At 63.1% G+C, this 20904-nt stretch carries 32 protein-coding genes and 1 tRNA gene; 21 read left to right on the top strand and 12 right to left on the bottom strand.

Features of this window, described 5'->3' with window-relative positions; all coding sequences use genetic code 11:
• Positions 1–117: 117 nt before the first annotated feature.
• The 4 genes from JQ617_RS08365 to JQ617_RS08350 form a co-directional block, all read right to left on the bottom strand.
• Entirely contained in the window at positions 118–756 is a 639-nt protein-coding gene (locus JQ617_RS08365) for a glutathione S-transferase family protein (RefSeq protein ID WP_212025832.1), read from the bottom strand.
• Between the two features lie 377 nt (positions 757–1133).
• Entirely contained in the window at positions 1134–1586 is a 453-nt protein-coding gene (locus tag JQ617_RS08360) for a VOC family protein (RefSeq protein ID WP_212025830.1), read from the bottom strand.
• 578 nt (positions 1587–2164) lie between these two features.
• On the bottom strand, positions 2165–2419 hold the full coding sequence (locus tag JQ617_RS08355; protein WP_212025828.1) for a hypothetical protein: 255 nt from the start codon (positions 2417–2419) through the stop codon (positions 2165–2167).
• A gap of 158 nt (positions 2420–2577) precedes the next feature.
• Complete coding sequence (locus JQ617_RS08350) at positions 2578–3072, bottom strand: hypothetical protein (RefSeq protein WP_212025826.1); 495 nt, start codon at positions 3070–3072, stop codon at positions 2578–2580.
• Positions 3073–3264: 192 nt separating this feature from the next.
• Between JQ617_RS08350 and JQ617_RS08345 the strand changes: the two genes are divergently transcribed.
• The 3 genes from JQ617_RS08345 to JQ617_RS08335 all read left to right on the top strand — a co-directional run bounded on the left by JQ617_RS08345 (position 3265) and on the right by JQ617_RS08335 (position 4154).
• Entirely contained in the window at positions 3265–3531 is a 267-nt protein-coding gene (locus JQ617_RS08345; RefSeq protein WP_212025824.1) for a hypothetical protein, read from the top strand.
• 147 nt (positions 3532–3678) lie between these two features.
• Positions 3679–3876, top strand: coding sequence for a hypothetical protein (locus JQ617_RS08340; protein ID WP_212025822.1), 198 nt, complete (start codon positions 3679–3681; stop codon positions 3874–3876).
• A 98-nt stretch (positions 3877–3974) separates the two neighbouring features.
• Positions 3975–4154, top strand: coding sequence for a hypothetical protein (locus JQ617_RS08335; protein WP_212025821.1), 180 nt, complete (start codon positions 3975–3977; stop codon positions 4152–4154).
• Between the two features lie 209 nt (positions 4155–4363).
• On the opposite strand, the gene JQ617_RS08330 is transcribed toward JQ617_RS08335, so the two are convergent.
• Positions 4364–4540, bottom strand: a complete 177-nt coding sequence (locus JQ617_RS08330) for a hypothetical protein (protein WP_212025820.1) — start codon at positions 4538–4540, stop codon at positions 4364–4366.
• A 122-nt stretch (positions 4541–4662) separates the two neighbouring features.
• Positions 4663–4839, bottom strand: coding sequence for a hypothetical protein (locus tag JQ617_RS08325; RefSeq protein WP_212025819.1), 177 nt, complete (start codon positions 4837–4839; stop codon positions 4663–4665).
• 129 nt (positions 4840–4968) lie between these two features.
• On the opposite strand from JQ617_RS08325, the gene JQ617_RS08320 reads away from it, so the two are divergent.
• The 3 genes from JQ617_RS08320 (at position 4969) to JQ617_RS08310 (ending at position 5777) form a co-directional block, all read left to right on the top strand.
• Positions 4969–5247: a hypothetical protein gene (locus tag JQ617_RS08320; protein ID WP_212025818.1), complete on the top strand. Its 279-nt coding sequence runs from the start codon at positions 4969–4971 to the stop codon at positions 5245–5247.
• Positions 5248–5362: 115 nt separating this feature from the next.
• Complete coding sequence (locus tag JQ617_RS08315; protein ID WP_212025817.1) at positions 5363–5521, top strand: hypothetical protein; 159 nt, start codon at positions 5363–5365, stop codon at positions 5519–5521.
• A gap of 10 nt (positions 5522–5531) precedes the next feature.
• Positions 5532–5777: a hypothetical protein gene (locus JQ617_RS08310; protein ID WP_212025816.1), complete on the top strand. Its 246-nt coding sequence runs from the start codon at positions 5532–5534 to the stop codon at positions 5775–5777.
• A gap of 105 nt (positions 5778–5882) precedes the next feature.
• Here the strand turns inward: JQ617_RS08310 and JQ617_RS08305 are convergent, their stop codons facing one another.
• The gene (locus JQ617_RS08305) at positions 5883–6155 is read right to left on the bottom strand and encodes a hypothetical protein (protein ID WP_212025815.1); all 273 of its coding nucleotides are present in this window, start codon (positions 6153–6155) and stop codon (positions 5883–5885) included.
• Between the two features lie 335 nt (positions 6156–6490).
• On the opposite strand from JQ617_RS08305, the gene JQ617_RS08300 reads away from it, so the two are divergent.
• A complete protein-coding gene (locus JQ617_RS08300; protein ID WP_212025814.1) occupies positions 6491–6826 on the top strand; it encodes a GYD domain-containing protein in 336 nt (111 codons plus the stop codon).
• 167 nt (positions 6827–6993) lie between these two features.
• Here the strand turns inward: JQ617_RS08300 and JQ617_RS08295 are convergent, their stop codons facing one another.
• Complete coding sequence (locus tag JQ617_RS08295) at positions 6994–7296, bottom strand: hypothetical protein (protein ID WP_212025813.1); 303 nt, start codon at positions 7294–7296, stop codon at positions 6994–6996.
• A gap of 390 nt (positions 7297–7686) precedes the next feature.
• Here JQ617_RS08295 and JQ617_RS08290 point away from each other — a divergent pair, with 390 nt between their 5' ends.
• Positions 7687–8112: a GFA family protein gene (locus tag JQ617_RS08290; RefSeq protein ID WP_212026004.1), complete on the top strand. Its 426-nt coding sequence runs from the start codon at positions 7687–7689 to the stop codon at positions 8110–8112.
• 16 nt (positions 8113–8128) lie between these two features.
• Here JQ617_RS08290 and JQ617_RS08285 read toward each other — a convergent pair whose 3' ends face one another.
• Positions 8129–9676, bottom strand: coding sequence for a carboxylesterase/lipase family protein (locus JQ617_RS08285; RefSeq protein ID WP_212025812.1), 1548 nt, complete (start codon positions 9674–9676; stop codon positions 8129–8131).
• Positions 9677–9772: 96 nt separating this feature from the next.
• On the opposite strand from JQ617_RS08285, the gene JQ617_RS08280 reads away from it, so the two are divergent.
• Both JQ617_RS08280 and JQ617_RS08275 read left to right on the top strand, forming a co-directional pair.
• Entirely contained in the window at positions 9773–10564 is a 792-nt protein-coding gene (locus JQ617_RS08280) for an AraC family transcriptional regulator (RefSeq protein ID WP_212025811.1), read from the top strand.
• Positions 10565–10822: 258 nt separating this feature from the next.
• Positions 10823–11119, top strand: coding sequence for an HU family DNA-binding protein (locus tag JQ617_RS08275; protein WP_057754729.1), 297 nt, complete (start codon positions 10823–10825; stop codon positions 11117–11119).
• Between the two features lie 315 nt (positions 11120–11434).
• Here JQ617_RS08275 and JQ617_RS08270 read toward each other — a convergent pair whose 3' ends face one another.
• Positions 11435–11653, bottom strand: coding sequence for a hypothetical protein (locus JQ617_RS08270; RefSeq protein WP_212025810.1), 219 nt, complete (start codon positions 11651–11653; stop codon positions 11435–11437).
• Positions 11654–12032: 379 nt separating this feature from the next.
• On the opposite strand from JQ617_RS08270, the gene JQ617_RS08265 reads away from it, so the two are divergent.
• The 3 genes from JQ617_RS08265 to JQ617_RS08255 all read left to right on the top strand — a co-directional run bounded on the left by JQ617_RS08265 (position 12033) and on the right by JQ617_RS08255 (position 13130).
• Positions 12033–12170 carry a hypothetical protein gene (locus JQ617_RS08265; protein ID WP_167358215.1) on the top strand — a complete coding sequence of 46 codons (138 nt, stop codon included), beginning with the start codon at positions 12033–12035 and terminating at the stop codon, positions 12168–12170.
• Positions 12171–12397: 227 nt separating this feature from the next.
• The gene (locus tag JQ617_RS08260; protein WP_212025809.1) at positions 12398–12538 is read left to right on the top strand and encodes a hypothetical protein; all 141 of its coding nucleotides are present in this window, start codon (positions 12398–12400) and stop codon (positions 12536–12538) included.
• 394 nt (positions 12539–12932) lie between these two features.
• On the top strand, positions 12933–13130 hold the full coding sequence (locus JQ617_RS08255) for a hypothetical protein (protein ID WP_212025808.1): 198 nt from the start codon (positions 12933–12935) through the stop codon (positions 13128–13130).
• Here JQ617_RS08255 and JQ617_RS40205 read toward each other — a convergent pair whose 3' ends face one another.
• On the bottom strand, positions 13131–13256 hold the full coding sequence (locus JQ617_RS40205; protein ID WP_283842040.1) for a hypothetical protein: 126 nt from the start codon (positions 13254–13256) through the stop codon (positions 13131–13133).
• Positions 13257–13938: 682 nt separating this feature from the next.
• On the opposite strand from JQ617_RS40205, the gene JQ617_RS08250 reads away from it, so the two are divergent.
• Complete coding sequence (locus tag JQ617_RS08250; RefSeq protein WP_063684858.1) at positions 13939–14226, top strand: hypothetical protein; 288 nt, start codon at positions 13939–13941, stop codon at positions 14224–14226.
• A 68-nt stretch (positions 14227–14294) separates the two neighbouring features.
• On the opposite strand, the gene JQ617_RS08245 is transcribed toward JQ617_RS08250, so the two are convergent.
• Positions 14295–14459, bottom strand: coding sequence for a hypothetical protein (locus JQ617_RS08245; protein WP_164933808.1), 165 nt, complete (start codon positions 14457–14459; stop codon positions 14295–14297).
• A 471-nt stretch (positions 14460–14930) separates the two neighbouring features.
• Between JQ617_RS08245 and JQ617_RS08240 the strand changes: the two genes are divergently transcribed.
• The 7 genes from JQ617_RS08240 to JQ617_RS08210 all read left to right on the top strand — a co-directional run bounded on the left by JQ617_RS08240 (position 14931) and on the right by JQ617_RS08210 (position 20899).
• On the top strand, positions 14931–15692 hold the full coding sequence (locus JQ617_RS08240) for an SIR2 family NAD-dependent protein deacylase (RefSeq protein WP_212025807.1): 762 nt from the start codon (positions 14931–14933) through the stop codon (positions 15690–15692).
• A gap of 198 nt (positions 15693–15890) precedes the next feature.
• On the top strand, positions 15891–16550 hold the full coding sequence (locus tag JQ617_RS08235) for a cold-shock protein (RefSeq protein ID WP_212025806.1): 660 nt from the start codon (positions 15891–15893) through the stop codon (positions 16548–16550).
• 237 nt (positions 16551–16787) lie between these two features.
• Positions 16788–17273 carry a DUF192 domain-containing protein gene (locus JQ617_RS08230; protein ID WP_430642919.1) on the top strand — a complete coding sequence of 162 codons (486 nt, stop codon included), beginning with the start codon at positions 16788–16790 and terminating at the stop codon, positions 17271–17273.
• Positions 17274–17369: 96 nt separating this feature from the next.
• Positions 17370–17443, top strand: a tRNA-Pro gene (locus tag JQ617_RS08225).
• A gap of 246 nt (positions 17444–17689) precedes the next feature.
• Positions 17690–20200 (top strand): DNA-directed RNA polymerase, encoded by a 2511-nt coding sequence (locus JQ617_RS08220; protein WP_212025805.1) that lies wholly within the window; start codon positions 17690–17692, stop codon positions 20198–20200.
• The gene (locus tag JQ617_RS08215) at positions 20178–20333 is read left to right on the top strand and encodes a hypothetical protein (RefSeq protein WP_212025804.1); all 156 of its coding nucleotides are present in this window, start codon (positions 20178–20180) and stop codon (positions 20331–20333) included. The genes JQ617_RS08220 and JQ617_RS08215 overlap by 23 nt, the downstream gene beginning before the upstream one ends.
• Entirely contained in the window at positions 20330–20899 is a 570-nt protein-coding gene (locus JQ617_RS08210) for a hypothetical protein (protein ID WP_212025802.1), read from the top strand. The genes JQ617_RS08215 and JQ617_RS08210 overlap by 4 nt, the downstream gene beginning before the upstream one ends.
• The last annotated feature ends 5 nt before the right edge of the window (positions 20900–20904 follow it).

The following is a 20904-nucleotide window of genomic DNA, read 5'->3' as shown; positions in this document are numbered from 1 at the left end:
AAAGTGCGAAAACAACCCCATGCACAGTAGCCGTCAAGCGCGGCTGCGACGCCGGACGCGCTGCGCCAAAGCGGCGATTTCCCGCGCGTGCAGCGAGCCTTAGGCGGCGCCGCCGGCTCACGACATCGGCGGTGCGACGAATTGCGCAAATCCCGGCCGCTTGCCGAGCTCGGCGAGCCAGCGCGTCAGGTGCGGCTGGGCCGGCCGCGTGATGCCTTCGACGCCGAGCCAGCGCCGCGCATAGGAGCCGATCGCGATATCGGCGAGCGTGAACTGCTCGCCCTCGATGAAGCGGCGCGTGGCGAGCAGGCGGTCGGCGATCGCCCAGACCTCGGCGGCGGCATCGGCATCGCGCTGCACCTTGATCATGTCGCGCTCGGCGGGCGCCGTGCGCACGATGCCCCAGAACACCGGCCGGTCCACCGGCTGCAACGCCGACAGCGTCCAGTCGAGCCAGCGGTCGACGCTGGTGCGAAGCCGCGGCGCTTCCGGATAGATCGGCGTGCCGCTTCCATGGGCGAGGCACAGATAGCGCATGATCGAGTTCGACTCCCACAGCACGAAGTCACCCTCGACCAGCGTCGGGATCCGCGCGTTGGGGTTCATCGCGAGATAATCGGCCTCGCGGGTCTTGCCGTATTGCATGCCGGCGTCGATGCGCTCGTAGGCGAGGCCAAGCTCGGCGAGGCACCACAGGACCTTCTGCACGTTGACCGAATTGGCGCGGCCCCAGATCGTCAGCTTGGTGTCAGGCATGAGGGTCCTCCCGCGGCATTTCCGGTGTCGTAGCCCGGATGAAGCGAAGCGAAATCCGGGGCCGCTATCGCTTGGGCTGAGAATCCCGGATTGCGCTTCGCTCCATCCGGGCTACAGGCCATCTCGTAGCGGAATTTCCTCAGCGCAGCGTCGGCGATTGCGCGGGACCCCTCATGCAAAAAGCTCCGCCCGGGGCGGAGCTTTTCATCGCAAATCGAACCTGACGTCAGTGGCCGAAGAACAGCCACAACAGAATGATCACCGGGATCGGCACGCCCAGCAGCCACAACAAAATTCCGCGTCCCATCGCGTTCTCCTCCAATCGCATTGTCCTGGGGTGAACGCCGGGGATGGGGGCTTGTTCCTGCGCTAAGGGTCTACCAATGGCCGGTATTCGGCATGGAAACCCAGGGCTCCTGCGGCGGCTTCGGATCGCCCTTCTGCAAGATCTCGATCGAGTGCAGGTCGGGCGAGCGCACGAAGGCCATGTTGCCGTCGCGCGGCGGGCGGTTGATGGTGACGCCGGCCTTCTGCAGCTTCGCGCAGGTTTCGTAGATGTCGTCGACCTCATAGGCGAGATGGCCGAAGAAGCGGTCCTCGCCGTACTTCTCCTCGTCCCAATTCCAGGTGAGCTCGACCAGCGGCGCGCCGCGGCTCGAGGGCTGCTTCTTCAGTGCCTCGAGATCGTCAGACGAGCACAGGAACACCAGCGTGAACCGCCCCTTGTCGTTCTCGATCCGCCGCACCTCCTTCAGCCCCAGCGCATCCTGATAAAACTTCAGCGCGACATCGAGATTGCGCACGCGCAGCATGGTGTGGAGGTATCGCATGGTTGTTGCTCCCTTTGATGGACGGAGAGTTTTGCTTTGGGCCGGGATGGCGGGGGAGAGATAGCAGGAAACGGGGAGGAGGGGCAGGGGGCGGGGAGGAGGTGTGGACGCATCGCAGCACGAAAGCGCGATGGCCCGCGATGGGATGCTCGGCCGGGGTGAAAACTATTTTGACGGTAGTCTCAATTGAGGATTGTCAAGGTGAGCTGCGGGGCCAGGGAGCTGTTACTACAATTCGGTGCTGCGGAGTCTATCGAAATCGATGTATTGCGATTCAACCATAGCTGGGTGATAATGACGCGTGCAATCATACATCGTGGCAGGCTTTAATGTCGGAGCATTGCGATGAGGGCATTACTATTCGTAGTGGGTATTCGATTGACAGAGTAATCTGCACAGATCCGAAATGAGCGGAAATGCTCTGGCAGTGCACCGAGCCAAAGGTTCGCGCGCGCCGCCATGGCCTGCGCTTACGGCGACGGTGCACTCAATTGCGGTTGCGCGCTCAGCACGGATGGAATTCGCAGCCCCAGCACCGCGGACGAGAAGGGCATTAAGTGCACTGTCGCCGCAATGCGTCACCGCGATGGCAGAGTGTTTCCTGAGCAAGACTGGCTCAATTGGTTGTAGTAGGAAAGCCGGTGATGTTCCGTAAGCTCGCCGACCACCACGGCGGTCTGCGCGCCGCGCGCGTCGACCGGGCCCCAGGGGATCTGGTCCGGCAGCTTGTAGGTGACGGCGGCGGGATTGAGCTCGGCGGCGGAGGCGACGCTCAGCGTGGCGGCGAGGGCGAGCGGCAGCAGCAGGATGCGCCGGGCGCGGCGTGTCGTCATGGTGATCTCCCCTTGGGTGGCGCTACTTGAGTTGGCGCCTTATGGTTGCGGGGGATGCTAGCCCGTCCTGCCGGCAAGGCAAGGTGCGGGCCGTGCATGCGTGATCCTCTCCGCGCGAGGGCACGGGCAACACGTGAGGATGATCGATGCCGACGGTTCTAGCGGCTCGATCCGTCCTTGCTGCGCCTGTTCTCTTCGGCCTCGTCCACGAGTTTCAAGGCGGCGCCGTCGTAGCTCAGCTTCAAGCCGCGGCCGACGATCCATATCCATCCCTCGCGGGCATCCTTGACGGGCTGGGCGTTGAACTGGTCGGAGATCGATTTGACGGCGGCGTCTTGCGGCCCCGGATTGCTCAGCTCCGCAGTGACGCGCCGGATCGGATGCCTGTCATCGGCAGCGTCGCTGTCGATCGTGAGCTTGGCGCCATCGACCGCGCATTCGAGCGTAAACGTGTCGCGCAGCTGGCGGCAGCGGTAGCGGCGCTGCGTGATGACCTTGTTGGTCTCCTCGGATGTCATCCCGGGGGAAAAGCCGAGGATGTCGGACTTCTTCACGTCGGCCAGCGATGCGGGCTTCAGGAGGCCCGGCTGGATCGCCACGAGGGCGGCAATGGCCACAACGATCACACCGGCGATAACAATGGCAATCTTCATCAGGCCCTCGCGAGAAACATCCGACCATATACAACAGCGGGAGCATCCTGCCAGCCGGGGCCGGGGCGATCGGAAGGTGCCGGAAATCCGCGGGGCTGAACATCATGGGGCGTCCCGGCGACTAAAGGCTTGGAGCTCGTGGAAGCGAGCCCGGCAAGAGCGAAGCGGAGATCCGCGCATGACGAGGGCGGCATGAAGCGCTGGCTGCAGAGGCTGGGGAAGGTTGCGAGGGTCGCGGCGCTTTGCGGTACCGTCGCCTGGCTCGTGCTGACGACGATCTCGCCTCAGGTGCCGGATGCGGCGCATCCCGAACGCTACGCGCAGCGGCACGACATCCGCTATGTGAGCGCGGAGATGGGAGAGACGCTGCGGATCCTGCTCGGAGCGACGTTCGCGCTGGTCCTCGTGGCGTTCGGCTGCCACTTCGCGATCAGGGATATGCAGGACGACGGTCGCTAGCCAAGAACGTGTGGCCGAAGCAGAGGAGGGGACGCGCACTTGCGCTCGCGGCCCTGCAGCATCGATTTTTCGAGCGGCGTTAACACGTGTGAATGCCCGGCGCCGGCGCGGCCGCGATGATGCGGCTTTCAGGCTGAGGGCCATTTCATGTTTGACGCCGATACGCTAGCCTTGCTGCGCACCATTTTGGATGAGGTCTGCGGACAGATCGACCAGTATCAGACCGCCACAAGGGCTCACGTCGCCGCGCAAATCCTCGCGGCAGCCGGCCGCGACATGACGCCGGACAACATCAGGGAAGCCGGAATGAATGCGCTGAAGAGCGCACCCGCGATGCGGCGATAAGCTCCCCGCCAAAATCTGCTTGTGAAAAGCAATCCACGACGCCGGAACGTAAGCCGTGCTGCCGCGTTTTCCCGATGTTGTAACTTTGGGAGGCACTGATGCGGAAACTCATTCTTGGTCTGGCTGCTCTGGCCGCTGTCGTCGTCGTGGTGCCGGTCGCCCCCTCACCGGCAAGCGCGAAGACGGTCATCATCAAGCACGGTCATCACGGCGGCGGCTGGCATCGCCATCACGGCCACCACAAGGTCGTCGTAATCACGCACCGGCACCATCACTGAAGGATTTTGAAGGCTCCCCTGGCGGGAGCCTTTCTCGTTATGGGCGGCTTTCGGCCGGCGGCGTTCTCATCATCGCAGCGCGAACCACGCGAGCACCACGACGATCGGAATGATCGCAACGCCGAAGATCACCAGGGGTGAAGGTTCATTTCCTGTGCGATCACTCATGTAGCTTCTTTCATGGTTGGCCCGGGCGCCGAAGCGGCCAGTCACGAGATCTCTTTCGGCAGATCCCACTCGGGCCTGGGCTCGAATGGCTCCGACTTCAGCCGCGCGCGATACTCCCGCGCTGCGTCGAGGAGACTTTGCTTGACTTCCTCATCGGCGGTTTGCGCGGCGAGCGCTTCAGCCCGCGCAGCCTGGTGCTCGAGGGATTCTCTGGTCATGCAGCGCCAACTCCGCGGCCTGACGGGCGTTCCACGGGCATGCCGGCGAAGCGCTGCCGATCCTCCGACAAACAAAAAACCGCCCCTGACATTGCCAGGAGCGGTTTTCCGAAATGGTCGGTCTAGTGACCGGTGCCGGGCTTCGTCGTCTTCGGCGGCTTGCCGTCCTCGACGCGGCCTTCGTTCCTGAGGTCACGGCCCTCTTGGGCCTTCTTCTGGCTCTCGGGGGATTTGCCGTGCTCGTAGATCTCTTCCTTGATGTAGCCGGCGCCTTCCTTGGCCTTGCCTTCAACGCTCATTGCAATCTCCTTGTCCTGTGATGAGTCAATTCGCGCGCAAACCGAGCGTTCCGTGCGCCTTTCGTTGTGAACGCTCGCCCATGCCAAATTCAGCGTTGAGTAAATTGGAACCGACCACTTGAGGTTTTGATGGAACCCGCTATTCTGGTTCCATTGGGGGAATTCGAAATGACGGGCCGGCTGGGGCTGCTCGCGCTTTTCTGCGCCGCATTGAGTGGCAGTGCACAAGCAGAAGCCTGGACCTGTTCTGCGAAGAACATGGTGTCGGGCAATTACGATGGGGGCGATACCGCCTACATCCATCTGTCGCCCTACGGGAGAGGCAACAACTATCCCGTGACCAGGAAGGGCAAGACGGTCACGGGACGAACGTCCAACGGGACGCCCTTCGTCTGTAAACAACAATAGCCGGAAATCGGGAGGATAAGTGAGAGCTCTCTTTTGCGTTTCAGCGATACTTTTTTCATTGGCCGTCGTCCCCGCTCACGCGGCCTCCAACAGCACCCCTCACGCGATCGAATGCATGGCCAAGAACGGGTTCACACCCGAGATGTGGCGTGCGCACCGGGCCGGGACCAACGCACAGGTCCAGTCCTACATCGCCTGCCGTGACGGCATCTCCGTCAAGCAGGCGAAGGAGGTCGGCAAGCGAGACGGCAATTTCGATACCTGGAAGCGTTGAAGGCTCAGACATGAAGCTGCTTGCAGCCCTGCTGTTCACCGTCGCGTCGATCGGCGCGGCCTCCGCCGAAACCGCGGTTGAAAAGCAATGCGCGACCGGCAAGTGCACCTGCACCTACATCGCCTCGACCTGCAAGGCCTGGAATTCCAAGCATGGCGGCGACCTTGCGGCCTGCGAAGGTTATCGCCAAAGCTGCCTGTCGTCGGGCCGGTGGGACGATCGCAACAGGCACATCGACGTCGTCGTCAAGAAGTGACCGCCTTTCGATCAATTGATCGGCCGAACGTCCGGTCAGTTCGCGAGAGCCGCGCCGCTTCGAGGAAAGCGACGCGGCCGCAAGGTCGGGCGAGCGACGCCCGGCTTATCTCATGTTGCTGCGCGTCTTCGTGCCGCCCTGGTCGCTGCCGGGGCCGGAACCGCCCTGGCCAGACGCATCCGGCCGCACCATTCCGCTGCTTCCCATGCCATCGCGGCTCATTCCGGTCGTGCCGGTGGTCGTCGAGCCCCTGTTCGTGTTCTTCATGCCGGGCTTCTGCATGTTGTCGGATTGTGGGGCAGGGCCTGTCTGGTTCTGCGCGAGGGCGGTGCCGCACATCAGGCCGAGCGCCGCGGCCGCAACGAGGATTTTCTTCATCTCGAACTCCTGTTGGTTGTGTTGGCCAACGGGCACAAGGAGGTCACGTTCCTAGCGAGGGAAAGAAATCTCCGGCGCGTTTTCAAAAACGAAAACATCGGCTTGGGCGACCGGATCGTGCGGCGATGTGGAGCGGCTTGGCGAAACCGCCTTTCGCCAGCACGCCCGCTGCTGTATGTTCGCGTCCGAGCCGCCAACGAGGTGTGCCGAAACCTCGTCAGTACCTGGCGGCGTTTGTGCCCACGGCGGGCGATGCACTCCATTCATTTCAGAGCCCACCATCGTGACGATCAGCTCGTCGCGATGTGCGTCTTCATTTCAGAACGGAGCAAGCCATGCATTTCTGTCTCACAGGGCAATACACACCGCGCGCGCTCAATGCCATTCTGGAAAACCCCACGACCAATCGCCAGGAGGCGGCGGCAAAGCTGATCGAGGCGGCCGGCGGCAAGCTGGTCTCGATGTACAGCGTCGCGGCCGACGGCCCCGGCGTCCTCGTGATCTTCGACGTGCCCGATCCCAGCGCGGCGCCGGCGATCTCCGGGCTCACCGTCACGGCTGGCACGCTGCAGAACGTGAAGCTGACGCGCCTGTTCACGCAGGACGAGATCAAGTCTGTGCGGCAGAACGCGGCGAAGCTGCGCTCGTCCTACAAGCCGCCGGGCAGCTGATCGGACGCGCCGCCCCGGCAACGGGCGAGGTGTCTCGCTTTCGTGACGATCTGGCGGGCAGCTTGCCTGCAGCCCATCCTTCGAGACGCCCGCCTTGCGGCGGGCCCTCAGGATGAGGTCGCGTTTGCCGAGAGAACTCGAACGGAAAGCAGCCCGCGGGGCGCGACCTAAGCCGCGATGCGCTGCTCGACCGGCGTGGTCAGGTATTTCAGCGCTTCGGCGTGGGCGAGATCGGGAACCGCGATGGCGGTGTGGCTGTAGGCCGCGTGGCTGCGCGCGCCTGCGATCCTGTCGAGGATCTCCTTGCCCTTGATGACGTGCAGGCCCATGCCTTCCCTTGCCGGGAAGATCGCCAGCACCACGTCATAGGCCGCGATCACGGCCCTGAGCGCCTCGGCCTTGTCTTCGGCGACGTCGATGAACACGCGAACATCAGCCGCGAGTTCACGCAGCTCGTGAAAATCCAGCACTGTGGGGATACTCCAACGCAACGATACTGACGCGAGCTTGGATGCGTTGGGTTACTGAAGTCTGAACAACACGTCTCAAGTCACAAGTTTCACTGCAAGGTGACGCCTTGTTTCCACCGGGGGCGTGGAGACGGCGAGGCTGTCGCAAATGACGAAATGGGGCGGCAGCTCGCTCGCGGCCAATCCTTCGAGACGCCCGCCGATGGCGGGCCCTCAGGATGAGGGCGGTGTTCGCGGCGACGATTTTTGCGTATGCCAATGCCGCTGAGCCTCATTCCGAGCAGCGCGTCGCGCGTCTCGAAGGACGAGGCGCTTGCTCCGCTCCCCACCAAGACGTCGTCTGTGATATCCCGGAAGCGTAGAGGGATCGGAACAGGAGACATGGACACGATGGCGGGCGAGAAGACCATTCGGGCAGGGCAGTGCCATTGCGGCGCCGTTCGGTTCGAGGCGACCCTGAGCGACAGTTTCAATTCGATCCGCCGCTGCACCTGCTCCTACTGCCGGATGCGCGGGGCGGTCGTCGTCATGGCGGAGATGGGCGGGATCAGGTTCCTGGCGGGCGAGGACGCGCTGACCAGCTACCGTTTTCACACCGGGACGGCGCAGCATTTCTTCTGCGCGCGCTGCGGCATCTACACCCATCATCAGCGGCGGTCCGACACGACCCTTTATGCCGTCAACGTGGCGTGCCTCGACGGCGTCAGCCCGTTCGATTTCCCGGAGGTGCCGGTGATGGACGGCGTCAATCACACCAACGACACCGGCCAGCCGACGCGTCGCGCCGGCACGCTGCGTTTCATTCCGGCGGACTGAAGGTCGCAGCCGGCGTTTAGCGCACCCTTCGCCAGCGCATCGGCAGCACGCCGTTCTCCCTGAACCCGCCGAGGAAAGCGAAGCGATCGGCCTGCGGAGCCTTGCGAGGTTCGATCGTCGCGCCCAGGATCTGCACCACGCCGGTCTCGTCATGAGCGGGCCAAAACGGCAGGCCCGGCCCGTTGGGATCTCCGCGCCGCGCGAAATTGACCCAATAGTCCATCATCATCCGTGACAGCGCGCGGTCCGCCTCGGCCGGCGGCGCCGTGCTGCCGACGATCTGCTGTGGCGTCAGCGTGCCGAACACGAAGGGGATCTCGGTGACGTGCGAGGCGACCGGCGTGTAGGGCGAGGTGTGGTTGAAGTGATAGCCGTAAGTCGGCGCACGGCCGGCAGCGTGCAGCCGCAGCCATTGCCAGCATTGCTCGGAGATCACCATGTCGCCCGTCAGCGCGGCGGCGGACGCCCGGGCCTCGGCGTCGGTGCCGGCGGGATAGAGGCTTAGGAAATCCGCAAGGCGCGCCGTGCCGAACATCGCCTCGGCCGCAGCGCGAAACGCCTGCGCGGAGTGCGCGGGGAGAGAGAGCGCCATGAACGGAAATCCTTCCGCGCCGTTCCAGCCCGCCAGCAGCGGGATCTGCATCTGATCGCCGCGCAGGAAACGCCGCGCGGGCGCATCCGGGATCAAATGGCGATCGATGCTCGGCGAGAACGCTTCCGTGACATGGTCGCGCGCGAAGCTCCAGGGCGCGGCGGCGATCAGATGCTCGACGGGCAGGTCGCGCAACGCTGCGATCGACGCGCTGTCTTGCCGGCGCGCGAAAGCGAGGCCGCGCGCGCGGGCTTCATCGTAACTCTGCAAAGGGCCGTGCCGGCCGTCCCAGAACGCGCCGCTCTGGCCGATCGCCTTGTGGAACAGGCCATGGGCGAGCGGCGAGGCCATGAGGATGCCGACCGCCATCGCACCGGCGGACTCGCCGAACAGGGTGACGTTGTCGGGGTCGCCGCCGAACGCGGCGATGTTGGCGCGGATCCAGCGCAGTGCCGCAAGCTGGTCCTGCAGGCCGTAATTGCCCGACGGCGCATCGGTGTCGAGATCGGGATGGGCGAGGAAACCGAGGATGCCGAGGCGGTAGTTGAAGCTGACGACGACAATGCCTTTCGCCGCCAGCGGTCGGCCGTCGGTGGCGGGATTGGCGGCGGAGCCGAACTGAAAGCCGCCGCCGTGGATCCAGGCCATCACCGGCCGCTTCTCGTCGGCTGTTGTTGCAGCGGTCCAGACATTCAGCGTGAGGCAATCCTCGCTGCGCGGGCCCGGGCGGGGGTCATGCGCGAGCGAGGAGAGACATCCCGCGCCGAAGGCCGAGGCGTCGCGCACATCGCGCCAGGGCAATGGCGCCTGCGGCGCCCGCCAGCGCAGCGGCCCGAGCGGCGGTGCGGCGTAGGGAATGCCTTTGAATGCCAGCACGCCGTCTGCGTCCCGTGCCTCGCCGCGCACATAGCCTGCCTGCGTGCGGACCAGCCGGCCGAGTTCCGCAGTCTTTGAGGTGGTGAGGGCGTCCACGGTCGCATCTCCTGTTGGGGGCGACCTCGGATTTACCGGCTTCCGGACTGGAAGAATTTGCGTATTATCGCAATCGATCGTCAAATACCGTCAATCATGCGGCAGCCCCTCAGCTATCCCTGGCTCGACCTCGATGTGGACGACCGCTCCGCGCCGGTCATTGCCGTGCGCGTCGATGCCGACGGCACCAGGGGCGAGGTGCCCGAGCACAGCCATCGCAAGGGACAGCTGGTGGTCTCGCTCGGCGGCGGCGTCACCTGCCGCGTCCCTAGCGGCCTGTGGATGGTGCCGCCGCATTGCGCGGTCTGGATTCCCGGCGGCATGGCGCACAGCAACCGGGCGACCGCGAATGCGCGGCTGTTCTTCGTCTATGTCGAGCCGGAGCTGAGCCGGCTGCCCGGGCGCTGCTGCACGATCTCGATCTCGCCCTTGCTGCGCGAATTGATCGTTGAGTTGTCCGACGGCACGCAGCACGACGAGGCGCGGCGCGAACGCCTGATCGGCGTGCTGCTCGGCGAGCTGCCGCACATGCCGCTGCAGCAGCTGCATCTGCCGCTTCCGGCGGAGCCGCGCTTGAAGCGCATTGCGACTGCACTTGCGGACGATCCGGCGGACCGTCGCACGCTTGCGGAATGGGCGAGTCATCTCGCGCTCAGCGAGAGCAGCCTTGCGCGTCTCGTGGTCAAGGAGACGGGACTGACGTTCGGACGCTGGCGTCAGCAGCTGCATCTGATCGTCGCGATCCGCGAGCTCGCCGCGGGCGCGAGCGTGCAGCAAGTCTCGGCCCAGCTCGGCTATGAATCGGTCACGGCCTTCATCACCATGTTCAGGAAGGCGCTCGGCCAGCCGCCGGCGACCTATATCAACGGCATCGCGAACGCGCGTTGACGGCGAAAGTCGTTGACGCAGTTTCGCCATGTCGCGGCCGATATAGCGCGCGAGATCTTGCGCAAGGGGCGGCAGGCGCAAGCAAAAAGTGACGGGATGGCCGTGAAACTGCGGCTTGCGTTTTCGGCCTCGATGGGTTCTAAGCCCGGTGACTTCCTGACCGTCGGCATGACCACGAAGCGCGCTGCGCGGTTTTGTCATGTGCCCGGCGGAGTGAACTCAACACTCACGCGCACCCAATTCAGAAGGATTCTCGACATGGCGAAGATGACCAAGACTCAATTGATCGATGCGATCGCCGAGGGCACGCAGCTTGCGAAGAACGACGTGAAGTCGGTCATCGAGTACATGGCCACCGTCGGATACAAGGAGCTCAACGAGTCCGGCGAGTTCGTCATTCCCGGTTTCGTGAAGATGTCGGTCGTGAACAAGCCGGCGACCGAAGCCCGCATGGGCATCAATCCCTTCACCAAGGAGCCGATGCAGTTCGCGGCCAAGCCCGCCAGCAAGTCGGTGAAGGCCTCGCCGCTGAAGGTGGCCAAGGACGCCGTCTGATACGGCGATCGCGCCGCCTGTAGCACGCAAGGCCGGCGGCGCGGCTACCCCGCAAAAGCGAAAACCCCGCCTGGGGGAAGCGGGGCTTTCTGGTGGGGGTGAAGCCTGGGGGAAGCTTCATTTAATTAGACGCGCGGGCACCGAAAAGGTTCAGCCGCCAATTGCAAAAAGAGAAAAACCCCGCGCGGGGGCTGCGGGGTTCTTCAAAGCTGACGGCCGCGTCGCACAGCCCTCAGCACCACTGAATTCACCGTGATAATGCGCAGGCGCGCAATCCGTTCCACGGCTCGTCGCGCGCGAGGAGACGCGCACGGATCATGCCGTCACGTCCACGATCGGCGGCGTGTCGACCGGCCGCTTGCGCCAGACGATGAACTCCGACTTTGGATTGAGCCATTCATATTCGTTGCCGCGCGCCTTCAGATGCGCGAGCGCCGCGGCCTGCGCGGTATCCTCATCCGCAGCTTCCACGATGATCTCGAGCGTCGCCTCGACCTGCCTGACGACCTCGATGGCGAAAAACGTCCTTGGCATTGCGTCACCCTCGGCGGAGTAACGGGCAGGGCGCAGAGCCGTTCCCGCGATGGGTGTCCGCGCCAAGCGTTTGCGATGCCTGACAGGAAAAAACCCCGCGCTCTCGCACGGGGCTTTCCAAACTGACGGCGATGGGATTTCAGCGCCTGGCCGTCAGCTCCACCTCTAACTTAAGGTTGAAAATCCAAAAAGCAACAGCGCCGCGGTGACGGAATATGTTCGTCAAGCGGCGCTGCTATGTTGCTGGGCGCTGAAATCCCCAGTGCTCATGAGTCTGCGCAGCGCGCGGAAGGTTCAAGATAATTTCGCGGAGATCGCGCGCGAGGGCTGGACTTTTTGTTCTTATTTTGTTCTTATGAGTCCACCTTGGAGGTGACTCATGACCGTCGATAAACAACGCGAAGTGATCCGGCTCTGGAACGAGCTCAGGAAGGTCGAGGGCCCGGCGGCGGAAGAGCTCCGCATCCAGATCCTCGAGTGCTTTTCCGAGAAGGGCAAAGCCAGGCGCGCGGCTTGAGCCGCGTGCAGCCTAATTCGGCGAGATCAGGCAGGCGGCGGACTCGCTCGGGTCGCCCGCGCTTGATCGGGCATTGCCGCGTGGCGTTTGTTACGTCGGATTTCTGATCGCAAGCCGGCTCTCGCGCAGGGCATTGCGCTTCGATCTGTTCGCCGCGGTAACGCTTAGGAACGATCATCCTGGATCAGCGTTCGCGCCCCATGACATGTCCGCGATGCGCAAGGCCGATGACGGCGACCTCGACCAACAGCTTTCGATGCGAGCCCTGCCGCGAGATCGTCATCGTGTTTGCGGTCGTGTCGAAATTCCTGCCGCCGAAAATATCTGCCGCCGAGGCCGCAGCGGCGCGCGACTTCATCATTCGTTAGGAAGAGAGCCACGCCGGTTTTCTCGACTCCGATTCGTTCTTCGGGAACGAAATGGAGTCGGATGCAGAACAAGGCGTGGCTGCCCGCGCTTCGATGCGGCACCTGTGTCAGAACGAGCCAGCGTGAGACGACGCAGCGTGCGCCTTGCCTGATCGGCGCCGCATGAAAAGCGACGAACCCGTTGGCGGGACGGAGCGCAGCGCAATCGGCGATCGCTCGCCCAGCGCGGCGCTGCGCCAACTCCTAACGGAAGCTTGCGCGGAAGCGGATAACCCTATTCGGTTAGGTTAAAAGCCCAATTGCGTTGCGATCGCCGCTGCCTGGCGTAGGTATGTCCTGCAAGGACAATCAAGAAACCGCTTTGCCAAGAAGCAACTTTGCCAACGTATTTCTCATGACACCTTTTTCAGAACCGTCATTCTACCAAGGCGACCGCCACACCTACCGGCGTGTCGCCATCGTCGGCTCGCTGTTCTGCCTCGCTTTCGTGGTGATCAGCTTCTCGCTGCGGCCGCAACTCGAGGACACGCGCGTCGCGGTCAAGGCCGACCGGCTGGTCCGCACCGCGGGCCACGCGCCGCACACCAACTAGCTAGCGCTCGTCGCCGGCGATGCGATCGTCGACGGAGGCGCGCGTGCACGCGCCACCGCGGCTCGCAAGCGCGACGAAACCGGCATAGCCAGACAGATTGAGCAATATCTCGAGCCACGCGGGCATGTCGGGCCTCGTTGGTGAAGGCAACCTCAACGTGCAAACCGCGCGTTTGTTCCGCGATCACGAAAAGAAATCCCCTCACGCGCAACCGGGGGAGGATTGTCATCGCGCTTGGGCCCGTTCTTCGCGCCCGACCTTGTTGAGTGCGTTCCGCCCTTTTCCGATCGTGCGTTAGAGGCGAGAGGAGGGGTCGAGCCGCCTGCCGAGAGTGGCGACCGACTCCGATGACGGCTGTTCCCTCAGGAACTCGCCTATGGCCCGCGCGAGCTCGCCGTCACTCATCGGCGTTGGTGGCGGGCGCAGCGTCCCAACTCCGAAATTGCGTACGATCTCGTCGTAATGTTGGTCGCCGGATTTGGGCACGAGCCTGCGGATACGGGCCAGCAAAGCGGATAGCGGCAATCCTTCCTCCCTCGTGTCCGCCCCGCATTGGCAGCCGTTAACGTCTGCTGCCATTTGCTCCCGTGGAACTGAAAACCCCGCCAGCATCGCGGAGGATACTGACGGGGCTTCGTGCTGTTGCCTCTACCGGATAGCGGAGGCTCTGCACTCGTAACCTCAACCAGGCCGGCGCGCTTTCGTTCCGCCTGTCGCGAATTTTTTTGCCAGCCTCCGGTTCCAGCCTGCGCGCAACCAACGCAGGCGGACCGCGTTGTCTCGCCGGAATGCGAAGGAGGAGTGCATGATGAAGAAAACCCTGGCAGTTCTAGCCACCGTCGCTGCCGTCGGCGTGACGGCGATCGCGGCTCCTGCGCCGGCTGAGGCGCGCGGTCGCGGCATCGGTCCGGGCCTGGCATTCGGCCTCGCGGCCGGCGCCATCACCGCAGGCGCGGTCGCCGCGTCGCATCCGTACGGCTATTATGGTCCGGGCTACGGCTATTATGACGGGCCGGGCTATTATTACGGATCGGGCCCGTACGCCTATTATGGTGGACCGTACTACCGGCACCGCCACTACTATCGCCATTGGTAACGGCTCAATAAGCGAAAAGCCCGGAGCGATGCTCCGGGCTTTTTTCGTGCGCACCGATCAGGCGTGCCTTACGGCCAGAGCGAGGGCCGTTCCACCTTGCGGGCGTTCTCGAGCGTCGACACGAAATACTCTTCGCGTTCACGTTTGAATTTTTCCTGCGTGGCACGGAAGGCGGCGACACGGGCGGCGATCTCTTCGCGTTCGCGGATCTTGCGCTGTTCGTCTTCGGTCATCTCAAATCCCCTCTACACGTGAGTATGTGTGCACTACTGCACTCAAGTCCTGCCGCCGCAATCAGCTTGAGTCGCGTCAACACATGCATTGGCGCTTCTGATTGGGGCGTCAATGGGGAGGAGGCATTGCAGGAATGTGATTAGCGATGGTCGGAAAAAATTGCCGAGCTCCGCTGCTCTGCGTGCGTCACGCGAGGCGTTTGTTCGCGGTGGATAAGAGCGTCAACAATCTTGTCGCTTGGATGCGACGCAGCTAGCCGAACGCCAAACCGCAAGTGCAATCAGGCGCCGAGCACGGCGACAATCGCGTTGGATCGACTCGGCATCGAAGCGCCGGCGGGTCAGACGAGGACGACGTCGCGACGCCGGCCCGGCGCGCGCTGAGTCTGATCCGCTGCGAGGCAGGAACGCACCAACGACCGGCGCGGACCATGCTATAGAGCCATGCTTTCAAGTCAGGATGGCTTGCCCATGATTGCGTCAGATCTTCGTAGCGGCGTTGAACGTCTCGGCGACATGATCGCCGAAGCCAGGACCATCGTGCCGTTCACCGGCGCCGGCATCTCGACCGAATGCGGCATCCCCGATTTCCGCTCGCCGGGCGGAATTTGGACACGCTACCGTCCGATCGAGTTCGGCGAGTTCGTCGCCAGCCAGGACGCACGCGACGAATCCTGGCGCCGCCGCTTTGCGATGGAGGAGGTCTTTGCCGCGGCGAAGCCCGGCCGGGGCCATCGGGCGCTGGCCTCGCTCTACCGCGCCGGCAAGGTTCCCGCCATCATCACCCAGAACATCGACAATTTGCACCAGGCGTCGGGATTCGCCGCGGAGCACGTGATTGAACTGCACGGAAATACCACCTATGCGCGCTGCATCGGGTGCGGCGAGGCGTATCAGCTCGACTGGGTGAAGCGACGATTTGACGAGGAGGGCGCCGCCCCCAACTGCACCGCGTGCGACGAACCGGTGAAGACCGCCACGATCTCGTTCGGTCAGATGATGCCCGAGGATGAAATGCAGCGCGCAACGGAGCTGTCGCAGCATTGCGACCTCTTCATCGCGATCGGTTCGTCGCTTGTGGTGTGGCCTGCCGCAGGCTTTCCGATGATGGCGAAGAACGCCGGTGCACGTTTGGTGATCATCAATCGCGAGCCGACCGAACAGGACGACATCGCCGATCTCGTCATCCGCCACGACATCGGCGAAACCCTCGGCCCCTTTGTCGGTAATTGAGGCATCAATTTGATTCGCGGCTGTGCAAGCTGTTCATAGGTTCCGGCGAATCTCTTTTTTATCTATGCCTCTCAACCGGGAGTGTTATCTTTTGAGTCGAAAGATTCGCGTCGCGTCCAATTGAGAACATTCTCTTAAGACGCGTGATTCGAGCGCCGCCAATGTGGCGGGTTGCATGGCAGTGTGGGGTCCGGGGTTATGGGGTCGTCGGACGGATTTGAGTCCAAGAAGCTTGGAGTTCCCGGACAGGGCACTACGCCAGGGCGGTTGACGCCGGGCGAGCATGGCGTCGGCCGCGACACAGCGCTCAGTCCCTTCACCGGGTTGGGAGAGGCGAGCGCCAACCTCGTCGAGGTGACCGGCGTCATCAAATGGTTCGATGCATCCAAAGGTTACGGCTTCATCGTTCCGGACAACGGCTGGCCCGACGTGCTCCTGCACGTTACCGTGCTTAGGCGCGACGGCTTCCAGACCGCGTACGAAGGCGCGCGTATCGTCGTCGAGTGCATCCAGCGCGCCAAGGGCTACCAGGCCTTCCGCGTCGTCTCGATGGACGAGTCGACCGCGATCCATCCGGCGCAGATGCTTCCGCCGCGCACCCATGTCACGGTCACGGCGACCAGCGGACTGGAGCGGGCCCAGGTCAAGTGGTTCAACCGGCTGCGCGGCTTCGGCTTCCTGACCTGCGGCGAGGGCACGCCCGACATCTTCGTGCACATGGAGACGCTGCGCCGCTTCGGCATGACCGAGCTGCGGCCCGGGCAGTATGTGCTGGTCCGCTTCGGGCCCGGTTCCAAGGGCATGATGGCAGCCGAGATCCATCCCGAGACCGGATCGCCTGGCCTGCAGTCGCACTAAAGCGCGATCAGATTTTGATGAATCGTCATCGCGCTTTAGGTTGTTGTTTGCGCATGATCTTTTCGGAAAACCGCTTCGCACTTTTCCGGATCATGCTTTAGCTCCCGGGCAATCCAATTCCCGCAATCGTGAGCAGAGGCGCGCCGGCCAACCGGCGCGCCTCTGGCTTTTCCGGCGGTCGCCGCGTAGGACTGTTCCATTCCCACGCCTCGAGTGCCATCCCCCATGCGTTTTGCCTTGAAGTCTGATCGCAAGCCCTTTCGGTTCCTTGCCGGGAGTTGGCTCGCCGCCATCCTCGTCGTCGCCGGCCTCGCCGTCGCGAGCGCGCCCGCGGGCGCCGCCAGCTTCCAGCCGCTCGAGATCGTCACCAAGAACGGCGTGCAGGTGTTCTCGGTGGAGATGGCAACGACCGAGCAGGAGAAGCAGACCGGCCTGATGTATCGGAAGGAGCTGGCGGACGGCAAAGGCATGCTGTTCGACTTCAACCCCGAGCAGGAAATCTCGATGTGGATGAAGAACACCTATGTCTCGCTCGACATGATCTTCATCCGCGCCGACGGCCGCATCCTGCGGATTGCTGAGAACACCGAGCCGCTGTCGACCAAGATCATCTCGTCCGGAGGACCGGCGCGAGCCGTGCTGGAGGTGGTGGCGGGCACCGCGCAGAAATACGGCATCCGCCCCGGCGACCGTGTCGGCCACCCCCTGTTTGGCAGCAAATAGCACCGCCCGGCGGGGGCACCGGCAGCCTTGCTGGTGCCGGTTTGTAAGCTTGCTGGCGCCTTTGGAAGCGTGTATCGACGGGGCTCGCCGGACATTCGGGGTATAGCGCAGCCTGGTAGCGCGGCAGTTTTGGGTACTGCAGGTCGTTGGTTCGAATCCAGCTGCCCCGACTCCACTACAGACGTGGACCAAAACGCAGAGATATCAGCCGCTTAGCTGATCAGCCCTCCGGCCTTCCCCTACAGCGCTTCCCTACAGACCAAAGCCCGTATTGACCCGGATAGGTCCCACCACGCCTATATGATTAATGAACACAACTGCATTTGGTCTGCGAAAGCAGTGAAAATGCACTTTCAGTAAGACGGTTCAACGACTTAGCCAATCCAACGACCACCTATGCAGAAAGCGAGCTTCGAATGGAATTGATCATCGACCAACCCAACGCTGAGATTGACGCTGCCGCCGCGCGCTTTGACAAGCTCAAGAAGCGCGCCAACCGCAACTTCGGCTACGGCTCGACCGACGAAGCCCTCCACATTGCCCAAGGCTGCTACGAGCGACTTGCGGTCGCTCTGGAGGAGGCGCTGGCTCAGCCCATCAAGTGTGCCAACGGCAAGGACAGCCTGTCTGAGAAGGCCCTGAGCCTGCTCAAGACCATCCCGTCGCACATTTGCGCTCTCGTGGCGCTCAACTGCGCTCTGCGTGGTGTGATCGAGGAGGAGAACTACACGGCGATCTGCGAGCGGACTGGCGAGATGCTTCGGCACGAACTGTTCTCTCAACAGCTTGAGGTCCACGACAAGAAGATCAAAGCTGAGATTGAGCAGTGGGTGAAGGAGAAGCACGGGAACCTGAAGTACCGCGTGCAGGCCGCGCGCTCCATCGCCAAGAAGAAGGGCTTCAGCTTCGTCAACCGCTGGACCGCTGCTCAGCACGTCGCCGTGGGCAACCTCGTGATTGACGTGCTGCAAACGGCTCTGCCCGACCTCTTCGAAGTCTATCACGAGGGCGACCAACAGATGCTCGCCGTGACCGAAGGGGCGGCTGCGAAGGCTCACGAGGCCATGCAGCAGCACATTCGCCGCTACCCGGTCTTCCTGCCTTCTGATGAGCCGCCCGTTCCGTGGACGGACTTCAACAAGGGCGGGCCTGTGGACCCGACCGCGCGCAAGCTGGCTACGCTCGTGCGGACGCGCCACCGTGAGACCATCGTGGCTGTGAAGGCCGCTATCGACTCTGGAGAGATGCAGCCCGCCCTCGACGCCGTGAACGCTGTGCAGGCCGTGCCGTGGGTTATCAACCACGACCTCCTGCGCGTCATGAAGGAGTGCAAGCGCCGTGGCATCGCCGTGGATGGCCTGCCTTCCGACGAAGACCTTGTGCTCCCGACCGTCGAGGACGACGTGTGGGACGCCATGGACGACGACGCGAAGAAGGCGTTCCGCATGGAGAAGGCTGAGAAGAAGAAGGAGAACCGCACGCTCGCCCGTGACCGTCTGAAGTACGACGACGACATGGAGACTGCGGACGCTCTGGCGAAGCTCGACGCCTTCTATATCCCGCACAATCTCGATTGGCGGGGCCGCGAATATCCTCTCTGCACGTTCAACTTCCAGCGTGAAGACCGCGTGCGCTCCCTGTTCCTGTTCAAGGACGCGGAGCCCATCACGGAGGAGGGCATTCAGTGGCTCATGGTGCATGTCGCTAACTGTGGCGACTTCGGCAAGGTGTCGAAGAAGACCTACGAGGAACGTATCAAGTGGACCGAAGACAATCTGGAGCGCATCAAGGACTGCGCGCAAAGGGATTGGGAGCGGGGAGGACCGTTGACGCCAGAGGCGTTATCGTTCTGGACCCAAGCCGACAAACCCTTCCTGTTCCTTGCGGCGTGCATGGAGCTAACGAAGGCTTTGGAGTATGGAGCCGACTACATCTGTGGGCTTCCGTGCTCGTGGGACGGTTCTTGCTCCGGTGCGCAGCATTTGTGCGGCGCTACGCGTTCGGAAGACGCGTGGAAGGTCAACCTCTGCGACCGTAACGAGGTCCACGACCTCTACACCATCGTAGCGACCGCTTCGAAGGCGGCCATGGAAGCTTCGGGCAACCCCGTGGCTCAAACCGTCCTGGCCTACGAAGGCGACTGGCGCAAAGTGTTCAAGCGTAACACGATGACGACGTTCTACGGGTCCAAGAAGTTCGGCATGACGCAACAGCACATGGACGACCTCATGGACCCGCTGAAGCGCGAAGTCCTCGTGAAGAAGCGAGCCGTGCATCCGTTCGGGGCAACCCGGAAGGAGCACTTCGCTGCGGCGAGCCTCCTCGCCACAACAGCCAGTGAAGCCATCGCGAAGGAGCTTCCGTTGCCTATGAAGGCCATGGAGTTCTTGCAGGACCTCGCCGCTATCATGGCGCACGAGGGCAAGCCTCTGGAGTGGACGACTCCCGTTGGGCTCCCGTGGAGCAACCGCTACCACGAGCCCGTCACGGAGCGCATCATTCTGTGGATGCACGACCACGGCGTCAGGCGGAAGTTCAAGCCTGAAGTCGCCACGGGCACTCAGAAGGACATTGACAAGCACCGCGCCGTCAACGGCTCGGCCCCGAACTTTGTGCATGCGTGTGACGCATCGCACCTGCTCCTCACTGTGCTCAACGCACTCCGTGAGGGCATCAAGCAATTCGCGTTGGTCCATGACAGCTTCGGCAGTCTTCCAAGCCATGCGGCGCGCTTCCAAGGCATCATCCGCGAGACCTTCGTGGAGATGTACGAGAAGCATGACGTGCTCACTGAAGTCCTTGAACGGACGAAGTGTGCCTTGGATGAACACAATAGCCGTTGGTTGGAAATTGTAGCCAAGCGCGAACAGTTAACCGGCAAGCTCAACATCAAGGAAGTGCTCAATGCCAAATACGCATTTGCGTAGCCTACTGTCTCAAGCGCGGGAGTTCGTCTCCCGCCTTGGGCGCATCCCCTGCGACCATGCTGTGCGCATGATGGCGGCGGGCATGGACGTGAACCTGATCGAAGAGAACCTGCGCAAGGAGTACGGGCATTGAAGATCGGATCGAACGTCATCGTCATCCGCCCCGAAGGCGAGCACCGCCGCTTCCGTGGCGCGACCGGCCGTGTGGTCCGTGACACTGGCCCCTGCGTGTGGGTCCGCTTCGAAATTCCGTCCCGCTGGTCGAACAGAACCTACCAGTGGTTCCGCAAGGAGGAGGTTGCCGTGATGAAGCTCAGGGATGAGCCGCCGAAGTCCAAGGGTCCCTCGACCTACCTCAACGGCCTCGACGCCCTCGTGGCGATGGACAAGGCCATCAACGGCCGCCCTTCGGGTTTCCCGGACCATCTGGAAATTTCGCTTGACCCGAAAGTGGTGTTCACGGTACGTACTGTTTCGGAAATGGGGAAGGAACCACGAATGAAGCAGTCCCGCTACATCACCGCTTGGAAGATCGGCCCGGAGTTCACCGCGACCGGCGACAACCACTTCACGTCGCAGTTGGATGCTGACAAGCACGCCAACAAGCTCGCTGAAGGGACGCCCGGCTCAACGGTCGTGGTCCTGAAGTGCGTCTCGCAGCACTCCTCGCAGGTCCGCGTGACCACGGAGGCGCTGTGACGGCA

This window comes from Bradyrhizobium sp. KB893862 SZCCT0404 (genome assembly GCF_018130885.1).
GTDB classification, from domain to species: Bacteria; Pseudomonadota; Alphaproteobacteria; order Rhizobiales; family Xanthobacteraceae; genus Bradyrhizobium; species Bradyrhizobium stylosanthis.
Note: the sequence above shows the minus strand (reverse complement) of the source record. Positions and strands in the feature narration are given on the sequence as shown.